We start from the raw sequence: 17,783 nt of genomic DNA on the forward strand, positions 1-17,783 counted from the left end.
ATACCTCAACGCGCAGTCAGCGTGATTAAACAGCAGACGTCATATAAAAAAGGAAAGCCCCATGGCGCAGACCTATCACACCACGGTGGGGAGCCGCAGCTACCGCTTCGCAAGCCTAGCCGAGCTGATGGCCAAGGCAACGCCGCCTCGTTCCGGCGACCGTTTGGCCGGCGTAATGGCGGCGAGTGCCGAAGAGCGTGTGGTCGCCCAAATGGTATTGGCCGAACTCCCGCTCACTACCTTTTTAAACGAGGCGTTGATTCCTTATGAAGAGGATGAGATCACCCGGCTGATTATGGATGACCATAATGCCGCCGCCTTCGCTCCTATAAGCCACCTGACCGTGGGCGATTTTCGGAACTGGCTGCTCTCCGATCACGCCACCAGCGAGGTACTCGCGGAGGTGAAAGCAGGGATTACCCCCGAAATGGCCGCCGCCGTCAGTAAACTAATGCGCAACCAGGATCTGATTCTGGTCGCCAAAAAGTGCCGGGTCACCACGGCGTTTCGTAACACCATCGGCCTGCCGGGGCGGCTCTCTACCCGACTCCAGCCTAATCACCCCACCGACGATGTCACCGGCATTGCCGCCAGTATTCTCGATGGCCTGCTCTACGGCAGCGGCGACGCGGTGATCGGCATCAATCCCGCCACTGATAACGTCGCCCAGAGCGTCAAGCTGATGCGCCTGATGGACGAAGTCATTCAGAAATATCAGATCCCTACTCAATCCTGCGTGCTTACCCACGTCACCAATACGCTGGAGGCGATTGAGCAGGGTGCCCCGGTTGATTTGGTGTTTCAGTCAATAGGCGGCACCGAGGCGACTAACCGCAGCTTTGGTTTTGACTTAAGCACCCTGGCGGAAGCTGAAGCGGCGGCGCAGTCGCTTAACCGCGGCACGGTGGGGCGCAACGTGATGTATTTTGAAACCGGCCAGGGCAGCTCGCTCTCCGCCGATGCCCATCACGGGCTCGACCAGCAAACCTGCGAGGCCCGCGCCTATGCGGTAGCGCGCAAATTTAATCCGCTGTTGGTCAATACCGTGGTGGGGTTTATCGGCCCCGAGTATTTGTTCGACGGTAAAGAAATCACTCGTGCCGGGCTGGAGGATCACTTCTGCGGCAAGCTGCTGGGCGTGCCCATGGGCTGCGACGTTTGCTATACCAACCACGCCGAGGCTGATCAGAATGATATGGATAACCTGCTCACGCTGCTCGGCGTGGCGGGCTGTAATTTTATTATGGGCATCCCCGGCTCTGACGACATTATGCTCAATTACCAGACCACCTCCTTTCACGATGCACTCTACGCCCGGCGGGTGCTGGGGCTAAAAGCGGCACCGGAGTTTGAGCGCTGGCTAGAAGAGATGCAGATTTTTCAGGATATCAGCACCCATCGGCTCAACGACCAGTTGCCTGCTGCCTTTGCCAACAGCCTGCGCCACCTGCCCCAGGAGCCTCGTCATGGTTGATAAGCCAACATCGCCCATCGTCGTCGAAAACCCCTGGGAGCGGCTGAATGCGTTTACCGATGCGCGCATTGGTTTAGGACGTGCGGGGGTTAGCCTGCCCACTAGCAAGCTATTGGCGTTTCAGTTGGCCCACGCCCAAGCCCAGGATGCGGTTCACTGCCCGCTGGATGTAGCAGCGCTGGCCACCGAGCTGACGGATACGCTTGGTTTAACCACAGCGCCAATTCGCCTGCATAGCCATGCCCAAGACCGCGCTATGTATCTTCAGCGACCTGACTATGGCCGTCGCCTTAGCGATGAAACCCGCCAGCAGTTGCAGCAAGCGGCTGCTTCTCAGCAGCGTTATGACCTTGCGGTGGTGATCGTCGATGGACTCTCTGCGCTGGCCGTGCAGCAGAACAGCGCGCCGTTTCTTAGCACGCTCTATCAGATGCTAGGCAATGAAGCCGCTGATTGGCAGCTAGCGCCGCTAACCATTGTTGAGCAGGGCCGAGTGGCCATAGGGGATGAGATTGGCGCTCTGCTCAACGCTGACGCCGTGCTGGTGATGATCGGCGAACGGCCAGGGCTAAGCTCGCCGGACAGCCTGGGGCTGTATATGACCTGGGCACCGGAGCCGGGGCTAAAAGATGACCGGCGCAACTGTATTTCCAATGTGCGTCCGGCGGGTTTGCAGATCGAGGAGGCCGCTCGACGCTTCTTTCTGCTGTTAAAAGAGGCCCGTCAGCTCAAGGTATCCGGGGTTAAGTTAAAAGACCGCAGTGAGGACGATGTGCTGGAAGGTGACTCCGCTTCCGGTTCAACACGCAACTTTCTGGTCGCTGATTAACGACCTTGGTACACGGCAACAAGCGTATAACCGCAGACTTATAACAACAAACGTTTAACAATCAGGACGTAACAATTCTCCCATAACAATATGGAACGCAGTAAGCAGCCTATAGCAAAGCACGCCGCTGACGACACTTTCGTTCCACACCATGAGGGCAAAACGATGACACAACCATCAGTTGATCAAGCGTATCTGGCCAAACGCCAGCTGCGCAAAGGCACCGCCGGCTGGATACTGCTGGCAGGGCTTGGGGTTTCCTACGTGATTTCCGGTGACTTCGCCGGGTGGAACTTTGGCATCGCCGAAGCGGGCTGGGGTGGGTTTGCGATTGCCGCCTGCTTAATGGCGTTGATGTACTTAGCGCTGGTGCTGTCGCTGGCGGAAATGTCTGCAGCAATTCCCGCCGCGGGGGGCGGCTACAGCTTTGCCCGCCAGGCCATGGGGCCGGCCGGTGGTTACTTGACCGGACTTGCGGTATTGATCGAATACGCCCTGGCGCCAGCGGCGATCGTGATTTTTATCGGTGCCGCGGTGGAGTCATTGCTGGGCATTAACGGCCCGCTGGTGTATCTGCTGTTTTACGCCGTGTTTATTGGCATCCATCTGGCGGGCGTAGGGGAAGCGCTTAAGGTCATGATGGTGATTAGCGGCTTGGCGGTGTTTGCCATTCTGGCTACCGCGGTAGCGCTGATTGGTGATTTTGACGCCGCCAACCTGTTTGATATAGCCCCCACCGATGCGGTGGGCGCGAGCACCTTTATGCCGTTTGGCTGGTACGGGGTTTGGGCCGCGTTGCCGTTTGGTATGTGGTTGTTCCTGGCGGTAGAAGGCGTGCCGCTAGCGGCGGAAGAAGCCAAAGACCCAGCGCGGGATATGCCCAAAGGCATTATCGGGGCGATGCTGTTTTTGCTGTTCACCGCTTTGTTAGTCGTGGTGCTGCTCGCCGGTGCGGCTGGGGCTGAAATGATCGGCCAAAGTGGCGTGCCGCTGGTGGATGCGCTGAATGCTGCAGGCAATCCTACACTGGCCACGCTGGTCAACGTGCTGGGCTTAGCCGGGCTGATTGCCTCCTTCTTTTCGATTATTTATGGCTACAGCCGCTTGGTGTTTGCGCTCTCCCGGGCAGGCTACTTACCTAAGCAATTATCGCTGACCAGCGGGCGCAAAGTGCCCTATCTGGCGCTGATCGTGCCGGGCGTATTTGGCTTTTTGGTGTCACTCAGCGGTGAAGGTGACCTGATGTTGGGGATGGCCGTGGTCGGTGCCACCATCTCCTACGCGCTGATGGCGCTGAGCCACATTATGCTGCGCGTAAAACAACCCGATCTTCCGCGACCCTATAAAACCCCGGGCGGCGTGGTGACGTCAGGCATTGCGCTGGTGCTTTCATTGGTCGCGCTAACCGGGGTTTACGCCTTTGATCCCCGCGCGTTTAACTACACCATCGTGCTATTTATCGCCGGGGCGGCTTACTACTTCTTCTACAGTAAAAATCATCTGGTGGCGAAAACCGCCGAGGAGGAGTTTGCGCTGGTGTCCGCTTCACCGGAGGAGCTAGACGAGAGCGACCCCGCACCGGCAGCCGCTGCTAAGCTGTAAGCGAGCCAACGATTAGGCTACTGTGATCAGCCCCTGGCGGTAAGACGCCAGGGGCTTTTTCTTATCTATTAACCGTTACGAGGTGGCCTTATGACGCTGACCTTTAATAATCCTGGCGAACAGCAGCGCTGGTACGCGGTTGACGATGGTGTCATGGGCGGTGTTTCCCATAGCGGGTTTAGCGTTATCGAGGGTGAAGGCCGGTTTCATGGCGAAGTGTCGTTGGAAAACGGCGGTGGCTTTGCCTCCGTTCGTCGCGAACCCAACGATTTTGAACCCACGCTGGCGGATGCCCAGGGCATAGCGCTAACCGTGCGGGGTGATGGCCGCACCTATCAACTTCGCCTGAAAAGTACCTCTCTGGGCGATGCTTCCGCTTACCGCGTGAAATTTACCCCTGCCCAGGATACCTGGGAAACGCTGCACTTCCCTTGGAGCGCCTTTGAAGCAGTGCGGCGGGGAACCGTGTTAAGCGACGCCCCCACTATTAAACCGAGTGATATCTACCAACTTGGCTTCTTAATCGCTGACCGCACTGCTGGGCCTTTCTGTTTGCAGGTCAAGCGTATTGAGTCTGTGAGCTAACGCGCTTGGGCTACCCACCAAGGTCGTCTCGCATGTAGTGTGCCGTTACGCGAAGCTGGTAGAAAACATCAGGAGTTTAGCCAGTGAAACACTCACCGGGGCAGCGCTTAGCGATAACGATTTTGCACGGCTTTGACGAGTATCGTGCGCGCTTTAAAGAGATCACCTTTGACGCCAGCCGACGCTTTCGTGACGCTGCGTGGCGTGATGCCCAGCTGGCGTCGGCTGAGCGCATCAATTTGTATAAGGAAAAAATCGACGTCACCCTGGGGCGCTTAAAGCGTACTTTTGACCCGGAGGTGGTTTCTCACTGCGAGTGCTGGCGGGAAGCGCGCAACTACTACGCCGAACTGATCAGCCATCGGCTCGATTATGAATTGGCGGAGACCTTTTTTAACTCGCTGTTCTGCGCCATTTTCCACCACCGCCATATCCGCAACGACTGGATGTTTGTGTATAGCTCCCGGGAGGATGCCGCCCACCGCTCGGGGATTGAACTGTGCCGTCGGCACAAGGTCAACGGCGATTGGCAGGCTGCGCTCAAGTGGGCGCTTCTCGATGCTCCGTTGGATAATCGCTTTGCTGATATAGATCAGGACACCCACCTCGGCGCCAGCTTCTTACAGCAGCACTTACCCGCGGCGATGTTGGAAGCTGATGACACTGAAATCGAGTTGCTAAATAGCGTCTTCTACCGCAATAAAGGCGCCTACCTGGTAGGGCGTATCCGCGGCGGCGGCGAGCAGGTGCCGCTGGTACTGCCTGTGCTTCACGGCGAGGGATTTGGCGAGCAGCAGGGCGGCGACCCCTGCCTGCACCTTGATACGGTGCTCATCGAAACCGACGAAGTGTCGATTATTTTCTCCTTCACCCGCGCCTACTTTCAGGTTGAGGTGCCCGTGCCCAGGGAGTTTGTCGATTACCTGCAGCAGTTAATGCCGCATAAGCCGGAAGGCGAGCTCTATGCTGCCATCGGCTTCTTCAAACATGGTAAAACCGAGTTTTTCCGGGCGCTGAATCGTCAGGTGGCGAAGCGCGAAGATCAGTTTATTATCGCCCCAGGCGTGCGTGGCATGGTGATGGCGGTGTTTGTACTGCCCAGCTTTCGCACCGTCTTTAAGATCATTAAAGATAAATTCGACCCGGCCAAAGACGTGACCCACGCCGTGGTGCGCGAAAAGTATCGGCTGGTAAAGCGCCACGACCGGGTAGGGCGCATGGCGGACACCCAAGAGTTCTCAAATTTCACTGTACGTCAGGATCACTTTTCGCCGGAGTGCCTGGAGCACTTACTGGAAGTGGCCCCCTCCACGGTGATGCTGCGAGACGACAAGGTCATCATCAAGCACTGCTATACCGAGCGGATGATGACCCCGCTCAATATCTACCTGGAACAGTGCAGCGACGACGAGAAAGAGATGGTGCTTAAGGATTACGGCAATGCCATTAAACAGATGGCGGCGGCGAATATTTTTCCTGGTGATATGCTGCTAAAGAACTTTGGCGTTACCCGCCATGGTCGGGTGATCTTCTACGACTACGATGAAGTCTGCTACCTCACCGAGTGCCGTTTCCGGCGTATCCCTAAATCCTACGGCAATGACTTCCAGGGAGGCGACACCTTATCCATTGGGCCTAACGATATTTTCCCAGAGGAATTTGGGCCCTTTATGTTTGCCAATAAAGCGCTGCGCGATATGTTTATGTACCAGCATCCTGAGCTCTTCGACCCGGATTACTGGCTGGAGCTGCAGCAGGCCATTATCGATGGCCGCGTCATTGACGTTTATCCTTACCGTAACAAGCAGCGCTTTGCGGGCAGCATCGGCCAGCTAGTATATTAGGTGGCTATTGTAAGGTGCAGTGAATCATAAACGACGAGGTAATCATGGCAGCAAGCCCGCATTTGGTGGTGTTTACCGGCTCGGGGATTAGCGCCGAGAGCGGGATTAAAACCTTTCGTGCCAGCGATGGCCTATGGGAGAACCATCCGGTTGAGGATGTGGCGACCCCCGAGGCATGGCAGCGTAATCCGCAGCAGGTGCTGGATTTCTATAATCAGCGCCGGGAGCAGATTCGTCGCGCCAAGCCTAATGCCGCCCATAAAGCGCTGGCTGGCCTTGAGCAAGACGGCTTTAACGTCAGCATCATTACCCAGAATATTGACGACTTGCACGAGCGAGCAGGCTCCCGCCAAGTGCTGCACTTACATGGTGAAATCTTAAAAGCGCGCTCCTCCATCGACGAACGCATGCGCTACCCGCTGCTCAAGGGGGGAATTGAGCTGGGTCATGTCTGCGACAAAGGCAGCCAGCTGCGTCCTGATGTAGTCTGGTTCGGCGAGTCAGTGCCGCTATTTGCCGAGGCCTGCGACCTGGTTAGCCAGGCTGACTTTTTGCTGGTGGTCGGTACGTCGCTGGCGGTGATGCCTGCAGCATCGCTGTTATCTTATATTGACTACGATACGCCCTGTGCACTGGTCGACCCAGAGGCGGATAGCCTTAGCCCGCCGGGAGTGCTGGCGATCAATACTACCGCTGGCGAGGGCGTTCCGGCATTGGTTAATCGCTGGAAGCAGCAGGGCAACCTGCTGCTGTCTTAGGACGTTTCCAGTAGAAGATAGTTTCAGCTCGCGACGCTTCAGGCAGTCCACCTGAAAAAAAGGCTGCCCCCTGCTAAGTTCTTATCAGTGGCGTGACGGACACAAGCGTTTTGCATCGGTATGATACACTCGTTGTCAGCCACCCTAATATCACGGTGGGAGGTATTGATTATGATAACAGCTACCCCTAACCCTCTTGTCCAGCACTTGCTCGACGTTGCCTTTGACCTGGTCAACAATGCTGGCCGGCTTATTCAGCGTATTGCAGATACCCGTGAAAGCGCCCAGCCAGGGGACGACACCTTTCAGCGATTGATGCGTAAGGCCCAGGTGTCCTTCGATCAACTGGTCGAAGATGCCGACCAGTACATTCTAACGGTCGAAGAGAGTGGTGACGCCCCGCTTGACTATCGTTCACTGGAGGGGCTTACCGAACGGTTGCGCACGATGGAGCGCGAACTCAAGCGCTTGATGAATGATCCCGAGACGCCCAGCGATGTAACGGTTCTGTTGGAGCAGTGCGGTTTTCGCCGTGCCATCGCCAAGACCCGTAGTCGCATCGCCATGGCAGCCCATGTTTCCAAGCAGCGACAAGTGATTGTCAAGACCTATGAATCGACGGTTACCCCGGAGGCTTACGCCGCTGCTGCTAAGCTCATGTCAGAAAACCTGGGTGAAAAAGTAGGCAAGTCAGGTGATTGAGGTAGCCTTCCATCCAGAGACGGAACACTACTTCGACAGGATCGATGCCACCTTTCCCGGGTTCAAGCAGGAACTGCTGGAAAGTTTTACGGACTATATCGCTTCCAGCAGAGAAGTCGTACCTGACTGCTTCGGCAACGATGCGCCCTACACGCAGCCTCACGGCGCATTTCGTGCGGGGTTAATGCACATCCATATTGCCGTGCCGCCAACGACCTTTCCCAGAAAGCGTCCCCAGGCAGATAGGAAGTGCCCGATGAGCGCACCTGATCAGGATGCGGCCTTGGTGTACGTGCAAGGCGAGTTGGAAGAAAACCACTACTGCCTGCTTGCCATTCTCTACCCGGATGCCCATCAGCGAGCAAGCGATAATCGCACGATTCCCTATCTTGCTCGCCTGGCTCAAGCCTTCAAAGATCGGCACTGAGGCCTCGTCAGTAACCTCTAGGTTCTGATGAAACTAAGGGCTGTCTTTTGCCCTTGTGGGAGGGAGCTTTAGCTCGCGAATGTGTGGGCTCTTAGCCTAACGACACTGTTGCTTCGCTGCAGTTAAACCACGCCTTCATCACGTCGGTAATCTTCGTCATTTCTGCTTCAGAGGTGATGTACGCGGGCATGGTATAAAGCCAGCGGCCTATGGGGCGCAGCCATACGCCGCGCTCGCGGGCGAAGTCGCCTACGCCTTTTAACGCTTCAGCGGAGTGGGCTTCGATCACGGCGGTGGCGCCAAGGACTCGAACGTCAGCCACGGCTGGATGTGTATTCAGCGCTTGGTCTTCAAGTAGCTCACGCTGCAGCTGCTGGCTGAGCTTCGCAATTTTGCCCAGGTAATTCTCCTCCTCGAAGACGCGCAAACTTTCCAGCGCCACCCGGCAGGCCAGCGGGTTGCCCATAAAGGTTGGCCCGTGCATAAAGGCGTGGTGGGGACTATCGCCGATAAAGGCGTCGTGAATTCGATCCGTCGCCAAGGTGGCGGCGTGGCCTAAATAACCGCCGGTCAAGCCTTTGGAGAGCACCATGATATCCGGCGTAACGCCCGCGTGGTCAGCGGCAAACAGCTTGCCGGTGCGGCCAAAGCCGGTGGCCACTTCGTCAAAGATCAGCAGCACATTAAACTCATTGCACAGTGCCCTGGCGCCATCAACATAGGCAGGCGAGGTCATATTGAGCCCGCCAGCCGCTTGTAAAAGCGGCTCCATCAGCAGCGCGGCGACCTCATTATGGTGGCGCTCAAGCACGCTACGTAGGGCGCCAAGATCGTGTTCGACCTGCTCAGCGGTGGCATCAAAAGGCGCCTTGGGCGCTGGGGCGAAATGGTGCTGAGGCAGTAGGCTGGCGAACAGACTGTGCATGCCTTCTTCAGGGTCGCACACCGCCATGCAGCCGGTGGTGTCGCCGTGGTACGCCTTCATCAACGAGAGCATCCGGCTTTTTTCCGGATGGCCAGTAAGTACCTGGTACTGCAGCGCCATCTTCATCGCCACTTCCATGCCCACCGAGCCGCTGTCCGAATAGAAGACGTGATTCAGCCCGGCGGGGGTAATGCGCACCAGCTCGCGGGCCAACTGGTCGGCGGGGTCGTGGGTTAAGCCGCCGAGCATCACATGGCATAGCTGGCCTGCCTGCTCGCGAATGGCCGCCACCAAGCGCGGGTGGCCGTAACCGTGGATCATGCACCACCAGGAGCAGGTGGCGTCCAGCATGCGTTCGCCGCTCTCAAGCACAAAGTGAGCGCCGTCGCCGTTCACTACCTTGGGGGCGGGTGTCTGGGTTTTTAGGTGTGCATAAGGATGCCAAACCGGCGTGTTCATAACGGCTCCAGGGATAGGTAGGGGGCGGCAGTCGCGGCACTGGGGGCATCAAGATGCGGAATAATGCCTAAACAAGGGGCTTCAAGTTTGGCATTTAGATGCGCGATGTTGGCCTCAAAGCGTGCCGCGTTAGTGGCAAAAGCGGAATCCACCACGCTGCCCACCCAGCCGGCGAGTGCCAAGCCGTCGGCACGGATGGCTTCCGCCGTTAAGCGGGCATGATTTAAGCAGCCTAGCTTTAAGCCGACGACCAGAATCACCGGCAGCTCAAGCGCTATCGCCAGGTCGGCGAAATCTTCCTGTGCGTTTAACGGAACGCGCCAGCCACCGGCGCCTTCAATCAGGGTGATATCTCTGGGTGTTTGGCTAAGCGTTTCGCGCAACAAGCTAACGATAGCGCTAACCTCAAGCGGCTGGCCCGCCTCTAACGCGGCAAGATGGGGCGCAATGGCGGGGGCAAAGGCGATGGGGTTTATCGTGGCATAGGCGACCGGCGGCACACTCTGCTGCTGTAACGCCACTGCATCATCATTCCGCAGACCTTCGCTAGTCTGCTCGCTGCCGGAAGCCACCGGCTTAAGGCCCAGCGTGCTCAACTGCCGTTGGCGGGCGGCGTGCAATAAGCCGCTCGTCACTAATGTTTTACCCGCATCGGTATCGGTGCCCGTCACAAACCAAACGTTCATGGCGATTTTTCCAATTGCAGTGTTAAACAGTGGTAGCTCACCGGCAGGCCCTCCGGCTGGCGCAACTGCTCAAAGCGCGCTTTTGCAGCGGCGATATCCGCTCGGGTAAGGCTTGTGTTCGGTCGGGGAAGCTGGGCGCCCACGCCTTTAATAGAGGCCATCACGGCTTGCAGGTCGGGGTAGTAAAAACGCTCAACGATGGCCGTTTGTTGGTTGATGGTTAAGCCGCTTTTACCAATCGCCCGTTCGACGCTGGCGCGATTAGGTGTTTGCAGCAACGCTTCGGGGCGCTGCCAGGCAAAGGCGATTTCCTCCAGGGTGCCGGGTAGCAGCGTAGTGATATGCGCCTGCCCACCGGGAGTGAGAATCCGATAAAGCTGATGCATCACTGCACCAAGTTCACGGCACCACTGCACTGCTAAGTTGGAAAACACCAGATCAAAGTCATGGGCACCAAACGGCAGCGCCGCCGCGTCGCCCTGCTGCCAGTGGATATGGTCACCATAGCGCTGGCGGGCCCGTGACAGCATGCCGGGAGCTAAATCTAACCCGGTCACCTGAGTGCGGGGGTAACGTTCAGCCAACCGCTGAGTCCAGTAACCGGTGCCGCAACCTAGATCGAGTATTTTATAAGCGCTGTTGGGTAGCAAGTCCCACAACCGTTGACCTATTTGCCTCTGTGCGCTGGCGAGCGCATCGTAACTTGGGGCGGCCCGAGAGAATGCGTGAGCAACCCGCGCCTGCCAGTTAGTATCGCTGTTCAGCGTTAGAACGTTCATAAAGCCGCCATATCGGCGTTAGCCATCTGGGTGGCATGGTGGTTAATCGCAGCGGCGAGAGCCTGGGGCTGGGAGAGCATAGGACAGTGGCCAACACCGCTTAAGCGTTCGCTGGCGCTGCGCAGGACAGGGCTGATTAATGGATCGTGTTCACCGGTGAGCCGTACCACCGGGCAAGGGGCCGCCGCTAGGCGCTGGCGATTATCAATCGACGCCAGCCAGTCCAGGCCGGTAGCGAGTGTGGTGATGTCAGCAGGTAGCGTATCACCCAGTAAATCACCTAGCTGCCGATATGCCTGTCGTGGGCTGGGTTCGCCTTGCGCCTGCCAGCGCAAAAAGTGTTGCCAGGTCGCGGTGGGGTCACGCTGAAAGGCACGTCGAAAGGCGCTTAGCTCGGCAGAGGTGACACCGCCGGTTGCGCAGAAGGTGTTACTGGCACCCAATAGAATCAGCCCGCGTGGTGGGGGCAACTCCTTAAGGAGTGCCGTCGCCAGTAACCCACCCAATGACCAGCCGACCCATACCGCATCGCTGGCTAGTGGCCCGGCCATCACCTTCGCGAGCTCTGAAAGCGTAGCGTTATTCCCCAGCGCAGGGGCATCGCCATAGCCAGGCCAATCGATTGCCTGGACAGCCAAGTGGTTAGGCCAGTGCGCGGCGAGTGGCTGCCAGATACGCTGGTCGATTCCCCAGCCGGAGAGCAGTATTAAACGCAGGGACTGCATAACGCCTCTTGATGCTGGCACTGATCGAGCGCGGCTAACAGCTGATCAATATCTTCCCGCTGATGGCGGGCGCTTAGGGTGATGCGCAGCCGGGCTTCCCCTTTGGGCACCGTTGGCGGGCGAATGGCTCCCACGTGAATGGCTCGCTTTTGCAACTGATCCGCCCAGTGTAAAGTGCGCGCTTCATCTCCCAAGATCAGCGGCTGAATCGGCGTGTCGGAGGTGCTTAGTGGAAGCCCTAGGCGCATGGCCTCGCGGCGAAAGTAAGCAATATTGGCGTTGAGCTGAGCGCGGTGTTCAGGTTCACCCTGAACGATCTCCAGCGCTTTGAGGGTGGCGGCGGCAATCGCCGGGGGTTGGGCGGTGGTGTAGATATAGCTGCGTGAAAACTGGATTAAGTGATCGATTAACTCGGCATCCCCGGCCACAAAAGCCCCAGCGGTGCCCAATGCTTTGCCCAGAGTGCCGACCAAAATCGGTACCTCGGTGCTATCCCAGGTGGCCACGCAGCCGCAGCTATTTTCACCCAGTACGCCCACGCCGTGGGCGTCGTCGATCATCAGCCAAGCGCTATGGCGTTGGCAGGTGGCGACCAAGCTGGCGATGTCAGCCACATCGCCATCCATGCTAAACACGCCATCGCTAACCACCAGCTTATGCGCGCACTCACTGCGCCCCAGCAGGTTCTCCAGATCGCTTGTGTCGCGGTGATGAAAGCGCCGTGAGCGGACGCCGCTTAATGCGGCGCCATCGATGAGCGATGCATGGTTCAAGCGGTCGTGGAAGATTGCCGTATGGCGATCTGCTAATGCTTGCAGCACGCCGAGGTTGGCCATATAGCCGGTAGAGAACAGCAGCGCACGCTCGCGGCCTGTCCAGCGTGCCAAGGCGTCTTCCAGGGCATCGTGTACCGCCAAGTGGCCGCTCACCAGATGCGATGCACCGGCACCCGCGCCGTAAAGGCGTGCACCTGCCGCTTGGGCTTCGCTTATTCGTGGGTCTTGAGCCAAACCCAGGTAGTCGTTTCCGGCAAAGTCCAGCGTGCTATTGGCGACTACCTGCCGAGTTCGCCAACGCTGTGCCAGCTGGCGATCAGCGCGGGCAGCGGCTAAGCGCTGTTGCCACGCTTTAGACACTGGCATCTACCGCCAGCTCGGCAACGCGTTCGGCATGCGCTTGCTGCTGGGCTTGTTGGGCGAGCCGTGCCGCTTGAACATCTTCGCTCTCGCAGGTTTCGCGCTTTTCCGGGTGCAGGCCCAGCTTGGCAAATAGGGCGCGGTCGCGATCTACCTGGGGGTTGCCGGTGGTCAGCAGCTTATCACCGTAGAATATCGAGTTGGCGCCCGCTAAAAACGCCAGCGCTTGAGTCGATTCGGTCATCTGCTCACGGCCAGCGGAAAGTCGCACATGGCTCTGGGGCATCATAATACGGGCGACGGCAATAGCGCGGATAAACTCAATGGGGTCTAAATCTTCGACGTTTTCCAGCGGCGTGCCGGGTACTTTGACCAGCATATTGATGGGTACGGACTCCGGATGCGGGTTAAGCTTGGCCAGCTGTTGCAGCAGGGCGCTACGATCCTGGGCATCTTCGCCCATGCCAAGAATGCCGCCAGAGCAGACCTTCATACCCGCATCGCGTACGTTAGAGAGCGTTTCCAGCCGGTCGCTATAGGTGCGGGTGGTGATAATTTCGCCGTAGTACTCCGGCGAGGTATCCAGATTGTGGTTGTAGTAATCAAGCCCGGCAGTAGCCAATCGGCTGGCCTGTTCGCCATCGACCATCCCCAGGGTCATGCAGGTTTCCAGGCCTACGGCTTTCACCTGACGAACCATCTCTTCGACCAGCAGTAAGTCTTTGTCCCGGGGGCTGCGCCATGCCGCACCCATGCAAAAACGGCTGGCACCAGCTTCTTTGGCTGCCTTGGCTTGTTCGACCACCTTTTCAATTTCCAGCAGCTTCTCTTTCTCCAGCTGGGTATTGTAGTGGCCGGACTGCGGGCAGTACTTGCAGTCTTCCGGGCAGGCGCCGGTCTTGATCGACAGCAGGGTAGAGACCTGCACCGCGTTAGCATCAAAGTGGGCACGGTGAACCTGCTGGGCTTGAAACAGCAGGTCATTGAACGGCAGCGCGAAAAGCGCGTTGATCTCATCCAGCGTCCAGTCGTGACGTTGTTCATGAAGGCAATGTTCATGAAGAAGCTGTTCGTGATGCACGGTCATGGTGTAAACCTTTTTACCTTTAATAGTTGACGAGACTTTAGCGGCGTTGCGCTTTGGGTGTCAACGTTGGAAAGTTTTTAGGTTTACGGTGGTGGTAAGGAAATATGCTAGTCTTTATAAAATTAGCGTGTTGAGAAAAGTAGGCAAGGAGAGCGGCTATGCGTTTGAGCGACTATCAGCGACAAATGATCGTCCAGTCAGTGAAAAACTGCTTTGGCGCTCAGGCGCGTGTAAAGCTGTTTGGTTCCCGTACCGATAATGGTCGCCGTGGTGGTGATATCGATCTGCTGATCACCACCGACATACAGGATGTTAACGATATTGTACGAGCCGAAATGCGTTGCCAAGTACAGTTGCAGCAAGCGCTTGGCGAACAAAAAATCGATATGTTGATCGACTATCCAGGTCGAGGAAATTATCCACCTATTTTCAGCCTCGCCGAACAGTCGGGGATTTCTTTATAGATTATTGAATTTAATCTATTAATTAGTGATATTCTTACGGTTATATGGAGTTTTTGTGGCGGATGACGACTACTATGAAGCTGGGTTGAGAATGTATAAAGATGCTAATACGCTGTTTGACGGTGAGCGTTATCCAACCGCCACGCACTTGTACGGATTAGCAGCAGAGTGTGCTATTAAGGAGGTCTTGAAAAGAGTGCCTGGTGGAGAGCGGGAAATACCTCGTAAACATATACCTATGCTCTTGGATGATGCTAAAAAGTGGTTAAGTGGTCGCTCAAGGACTCACTTGTTCAACGTGATTAAAAATCCAGATTATATGAGTGGTTGGGACATTGGAAATCGTTACTGGGCGAGCAATCAGTTTGATGAGCAATCATCTAGAAAAATTAAAAATGATGCATTTAAGGCCCTGAGTGCTTTAGGAGGTGGAATTTGAGTGCCAGTAAAGTAGTCAGGTTTGACGAAAGCCTGCCCCTGGCTGTTCGTTTGATCAGAGAATTAGCACCTGCGGTGGGTGAAGGTAATGTTCGATTTGTGCGAGATATAGAAGGTTATCTGCACGTAGTTATCAAGCATGAAAGTGAAAAATTAATTGTAGATAGAATAGCCGAGAAAATCACACAAGAGTTAGGCAGTTTTGCAGCTAAACCTTACACAGTGGTGGCATGTGAAGACACTCTTGCTGGAAATTACTTGTTTGAACAACCCAGCATAGTGCATTGGGTTGAAGGTTTTCGTGCACATGTGATTGAGCGCCGGGCAATGGGGGTTGACTGGGTTCAGCAACCGACTCTTGAGGATAGTAAACATCCGCCTAGGTTTGTATTCTTTAGTTTAAAAGGTGGCGTTGGACGTAGCACAGCATTGGCTCTATGGGCTCGTGAGCTTTGTAGGCAAGGAAAAACCGTACTTGTCATCGATATGGATTTAGAAGCGCCGGGACTTGGTGCCCAGCTCTTAGAACAACCTGAAAAACCTGCTTATGGTGTAGCAGATTGGTTGGTTAATGATTTGGTCAGTGAGAATACTGGTGAAATCATTCGCGATATGGCACGACAGAGTCCGATAGCTAATGCCGGGTTATGGGTAGTTCCTGCTTTTGGGAAAAAGGCAGATGATCATCCTCAAAATGTTATATCTAAGTTAGCACGAGCTTACTTAGAGAAGGAAGTGGGTGTTCAGCCGCAAGGGTTTGCACATAGGTTGAAAGAGATGATCGCCCTTTTGGAGGCTGAATATAATGCTGATGTAGTATTGATTGACAGCAGAGCTGGTTTGCATGAAACAGTCGCCGTTAGTTTATTACACCTTTCTGCTGAGGTGCTCTGTTTTGCTGTTGACTTGAAGGTTACTTGGCAAGGCTATCAATATTTATTTAGTCATTTGGCTCAATTGGCTCAATCTCAACCTGCGGACAGTGAAATAGAGTGGCGAGAAAGATTCAAAATGATTAATGCGCGTTCGACACTAACGCAAAAAGAGAGTTTTGTTGAAAACTCTTATGCGCTTTGGGTTGATACCTTATATGATTCAGAAGAAAGTTCGCCAGAAAAAAAGTTAGAAGTTGAAGATGATGATGAAATTGAAGGTTTCAGTTTCGATATAAAAGATGAGTCAGCTCCCCATTATCCAGTTACTATTCTGCGATCAGATTTATTTGAAAATTTTGATCCTCAGCTAGATGTGGAGAAGGTAGGCGAGTCACAATTGCAAGAAGTATTTGGTGAGCTTTTTTCCTTTTTAAATGAACGGATGGGGGGAGTAGATGAGCGGAGATAGCATAGCCTTTCAGGCAATCAGCGATTCGCTGTCAGAGATACCTGAAGTGGTGGCTCACTCTGGAAACGAGCCTCCCGTTACCCAGGATATCTTTATGGTTCCTGGCCATGAAAAAGCATTGAATATAGATACGACTATCGTTGTCGGTGATCGGGGCAGCGGTAAAAGCTTTTGGTGCGCTGCATTGAATGCCGATGAATCTCGTAAGCTAATTGGCAGTCAGTTTCCAAGACTAAGGCTTGAAAGGTGCTCTGTTAGTTGGGGGTTTTCGGCAAGACGTGGAGTGAAGGGCTGTCCCTCAAGGCAAGTGTTAAAGAGTTTGGTAGCTAACGACGTCGACACTGAAGTGATTTGGCGAACTGTTATTCTTGATCAGTTAGTAGGGGAAGTTGACAAAAACATTCCTGGCAAAGATTGGTATGAAAAAACTCAATTCGTAGAGGATAACCCGGAAGAAGAAGAAGCACTTCTAGCTGAAGTGGATGAGTTTCTTCTTAGCCAGGGACGTCGATATTTAATTGTTTTTGATGCTCTGGATAGGCTGGGTGAGGATTGGGCCAGTATAAGAAATCTGCTGCAAGGATTGCTGAGAGTTTGCCTTGATCTGAGAAGTTTCAGTGCCATCAGAACGAAATTATTTATGCGTCCTGATATGTGGGAGGATAAAAGTGTTTGGGCGTTTCCTGATGCTTCAAAGTTACATCATAACTGTGTAATGTTAGAGTGGAGAAGAGTTGATCTTTATGGTCTTCTTTGGCATTGGCTTGCTAATCATAGAGAGGATTCAGGAAAGGTTTTTAGAACATGGGTTGAAAAGAATTTAAGTTGTCATTTTTCTTTAGATAGTGTGGATAGTGGGAAAATATATATTGTTCCTCAGTTTCTTCAGTCGAGTGAAGAAAAGCAGGCAGAGTTACTTAATAGTTTTTCAAGTGAATTTATGGGTACAAATAGGCGGAGAGGAAAAACATATACTTGGTTGCCAACACATTTGGCAGATGCTAGAGGGCAAGTAAGCCCGAGAAGCTTTTTGATCGCCATTAAAAAGGCGCACGAGGCTAGTAAGGAAAAGAAGAGTGCCGAGGTGCTTCATTACGATGGTATTAAAAGAGGGGTTATTAAGGCTTCTGATATACGTCTTCAGGAACTAAAAGAGGACTATGTTTGGATTGACAGTGTTTTTGTCCCGCTTAGAGGTTTAAGTGTTCCAGTGGAGCCTGCTGAGCTTAAGAAGAAGTGGAAGGCAGGAAGCGTTATAAATGATATTGAGAAAATGACTGAGATTAGTGCTTCAAGTTCTAATAACGATAATTACTTGCCTCCGCATTCTATGGAAGGGGCTGTTACTAAAGCTGAAAAGCATGATGCGTTGATTCAAGCTTTAATAGATATTGGTGTGGCTAACCGTATTCCTGATGGCCGTCTCAATATACCTGACTTATTTCGTGTAGCTGCTGGCATGGGTAGGAAAGGTGGCGTTAAGCGTTAAAATACAGATATTTATATCTACCCATGTCAA

At 54.6% G+C, this 17,783-nt stretch carries 18 protein-coding genes; 12 read left to right on the forward strand and 6 right to left on the reverse strand.

Going from position 1 to position 17,783, the window contains the following annotated elements; all coding sequences use genetic code 11:
• Nucleotides 1–61 precede the first annotated feature (61 nt).
• The 8 genes from ACT3UM_RS16575 to ACT3UM_RS16610 all read left to right on the forward strand — a co-directional run bounded on the left by ACT3UM_RS16575 (nucleotide 62) and on the right by ACT3UM_RS16610 (nucleotide 8,221).
• The gene (locus ACT3UM_RS16575) at nucleotides 62–1,474 is read left to right on the forward strand and encodes an ethanolamine ammonia-lyase subunit EutB (RefSeq protein ID WP_498900567.1); all 1,413 of its coding nucleotides are present in this window, start codon (nucleotides 62–64) and stop codon (nucleotides 1,472–1,474) included.
• On the forward strand, nucleotides 1,467–2,303 hold the full coding sequence (eutC, locus tag ACT3UM_RS16580) for an ethanolamine ammonia-lyase subunit EutC (RefSeq protein ID WP_035576633.1): 837 nt from the start codon (nucleotides 1,467–1,469) through the stop codon (nucleotides 2,301–2,303). Before ACT3UM_RS16575 ends, eutC begins: the two co-directional genes overlap by 8 nt.
• 165 nt (nucleotides 2,304–2,468) lie before the next feature.
• Complete coding sequence (gene eat / locus ACT3UM_RS16585) at nucleotides 2,469–3,905, forward strand: ethanolamine permease (RefSeq protein ID WP_498900569.1); 1,437 nt, start codon at nucleotides 2,469–2,471, stop codon at nucleotides 3,903–3,905.
• 90 nt (nucleotides 3,906–3,995) lie between these two features.
• On the forward strand, nucleotides 3,996–4,490 hold the full coding sequence (locus tag ACT3UM_RS16590; RefSeq protein WP_498900571.1) for a CIA30 family protein: 495 nt from the start codon (nucleotides 3,996–3,998) through the stop codon (nucleotides 4,488–4,490).
• An 83-nt stretch (nucleotides 4,491–4,573) separates the two neighbouring features.
• The gene (aceK, locus tag ACT3UM_RS16595; protein ID WP_498900573.1) at nucleotides 4,574–6,334 is read left to right on the forward strand and encodes a bifunctional isocitrate dehydrogenase kinase/phosphatase; all 1,761 of its coding nucleotides are present in this window, start codon (nucleotides 4,574–4,576) and stop codon (nucleotides 6,332–6,334) included.
• Between the two features lie 44 nt (nucleotides 6,335–6,378).
• Nucleotides 6,379–7,092 carry an SIR2 family NAD-dependent protein deacylase gene (locus tag ACT3UM_RS16600; protein WP_498900575.1) on the forward strand — a complete coding sequence of 238 codons (714 nt, stop codon included), beginning with the start codon at nucleotides 6,379–6,381 and terminating at the stop codon, nucleotides 7,090–7,092.
• Between the two features lie 171 nt (nucleotides 7,093–7,263).
• Nucleotides 7,264–7,794, forward strand: a complete 531-nt coding sequence (locus tag ACT3UM_RS16605) for a hypothetical protein (RefSeq protein ID WP_498900577.1) — start codon at nucleotides 7,264–7,266, stop codon at nucleotides 7,792–7,794.
• Entirely contained in the window at nucleotides 7,787–8,221 is a 435-nt protein-coding gene (locus tag ACT3UM_RS16610; RefSeq protein ID WP_498900579.1) for a type II toxin-antitoxin system YafO family toxin, read from the forward strand. Before ACT3UM_RS16605 ends, ACT3UM_RS16610 begins: the two co-directional genes overlap by 8 nt.
• Nucleotides 8,222–8,312: 91 nt before the next feature.
• Here ACT3UM_RS16610 and bioA read toward each other — a convergent pair whose 3' ends face one another.
• The 6 genes from bioA to bioB are packed head-to-tail and all read right to left on the reverse strand — an operon-like array spanning nucleotide 8,313 to nucleotide 14,018.
• Complete coding sequence (gene bioA / locus ACT3UM_RS16615) at nucleotides 8,313–9,605, reverse strand: adenosylmethionine--8-amino-7-oxononanoate transaminase (RefSeq protein ID WP_498900581.1); 1,293 nt, start codon at nucleotides 9,603–9,605, stop codon at nucleotides 8,313–8,315.
• The gene (gene bioD / locus ACT3UM_RS16620) at nucleotides 9,602–10,291 is read right to left on the reverse strand and encodes a dethiobiotin synthase (RefSeq protein ID WP_144810609.1); all 690 of its coding nucleotides are present in this window, start codon (nucleotides 10,289–10,291) and stop codon (nucleotides 9,602–9,604) included. The genes bioA and bioD overlap by 4 nt, the downstream gene beginning before the upstream one ends.
• The gene (gene bioC, locus ACT3UM_RS16625) at nucleotides 10,288–11,070 is read right to left on the reverse strand and encodes a malonyl-ACP O-methyltransferase BioC (RefSeq protein ID WP_498900583.1); all 783 of its coding nucleotides are present in this window, start codon (nucleotides 11,068–11,070) and stop codon (nucleotides 10,288–10,290) included. The genes bioD and bioC overlap by 4 nt, the downstream gene beginning before the upstream one ends.
• Complete coding sequence (locus tag ACT3UM_RS16630; RefSeq protein WP_498900585.1) at nucleotides 11,067–11,795, reverse strand: alpha/beta fold hydrolase; 729 nt, start codon at nucleotides 11,793–11,795, stop codon at nucleotides 11,067–11,069. The genes bioC and ACT3UM_RS16630 overlap by 4 nt, the downstream gene beginning before the upstream one ends.
• Nucleotides 11,777–12,937, reverse strand: a complete 1,161-nt coding sequence (bioF, locus tag ACT3UM_RS16635) for an 8-amino-7-oxononanoate synthase (protein ID WP_498900587.1) — start codon at nucleotides 12,935–12,937, stop codon at nucleotides 11,777–11,779. The genes ACT3UM_RS16630 and bioF overlap by 19 nt, the downstream gene beginning before the upstream one ends.
• Nucleotides 12,924–14,018 carry a biotin synthase BioB gene (gene bioB, locus ACT3UM_RS16640; RefSeq protein ID WP_498900589.1) on the reverse strand — a complete coding sequence of 365 codons (1,095 nt, stop codon included), beginning with the start codon at nucleotides 14,016–14,018 and terminating at the stop codon, nucleotides 12,924–12,926. Before bioB ends, bioF begins: the two co-directional genes overlap by 14 nt.
• Before the next feature lie 158 nt (nucleotides 14,019–14,176).
• Here bioB and ACT3UM_RS16645 point away from each other — a divergent pair, with 158 nt between their 5' ends.
• From ACT3UM_RS16645 to ACT3UM_RS16660, 4 genes are read left to right on the forward strand one after another with little or no spacing between them, the layout of a single operon-like run.
• Nucleotides 14,177–14,482: a nucleotidyltransferase family protein gene (locus ACT3UM_RS16645; RefSeq protein WP_498900591.1), complete on the forward strand. Its 306-nt coding sequence runs from the start codon at nucleotides 14,177–14,179 to the stop codon at nucleotides 14,480–14,482.
• 55 nt (nucleotides 14,483–14,537) lie between these two features.
• Nucleotides 14,538–14,921, forward strand: coding sequence for a hypothetical protein (locus ACT3UM_RS16650; RefSeq protein WP_498900593.1), 384 nt, complete (start codon nucleotides 14,538–14,540; stop codon nucleotides 14,919–14,921).
• Nucleotides 14,918–16,264, forward strand: coding sequence for a tyrosine-protein kinase family protein (locus ACT3UM_RS16655; protein ID WP_498900595.1), 1,347 nt, complete (start codon nucleotides 14,918–14,920; stop codon nucleotides 16,262–16,264). The genes ACT3UM_RS16650 and ACT3UM_RS16655 overlap by 4 nt, the downstream gene beginning before the upstream one ends.
• Nucleotides 16,251–17,753, forward strand: a complete 1,503-nt coding sequence (locus ACT3UM_RS16660) for a hypothetical protein (RefSeq protein WP_498900597.1) — start codon at nucleotides 16,251–16,253, stop codon at nucleotides 17,751–17,753. The genes ACT3UM_RS16655 and ACT3UM_RS16660 overlap by 14 nt, the downstream gene beginning before the upstream one ends.
• Nucleotides 17,754–17,783: the final 30 nt, after the last annotated feature.

The sequence above is a fragment of the Halomonas sp. AOP13-D3-9 genome (genome assembly GCF_052379125.1).
GTDB lineage: Bacteria > Pseudomonadota > Gammaproteobacteria > Pseudomonadales > Halomonadaceae > Vreelandella.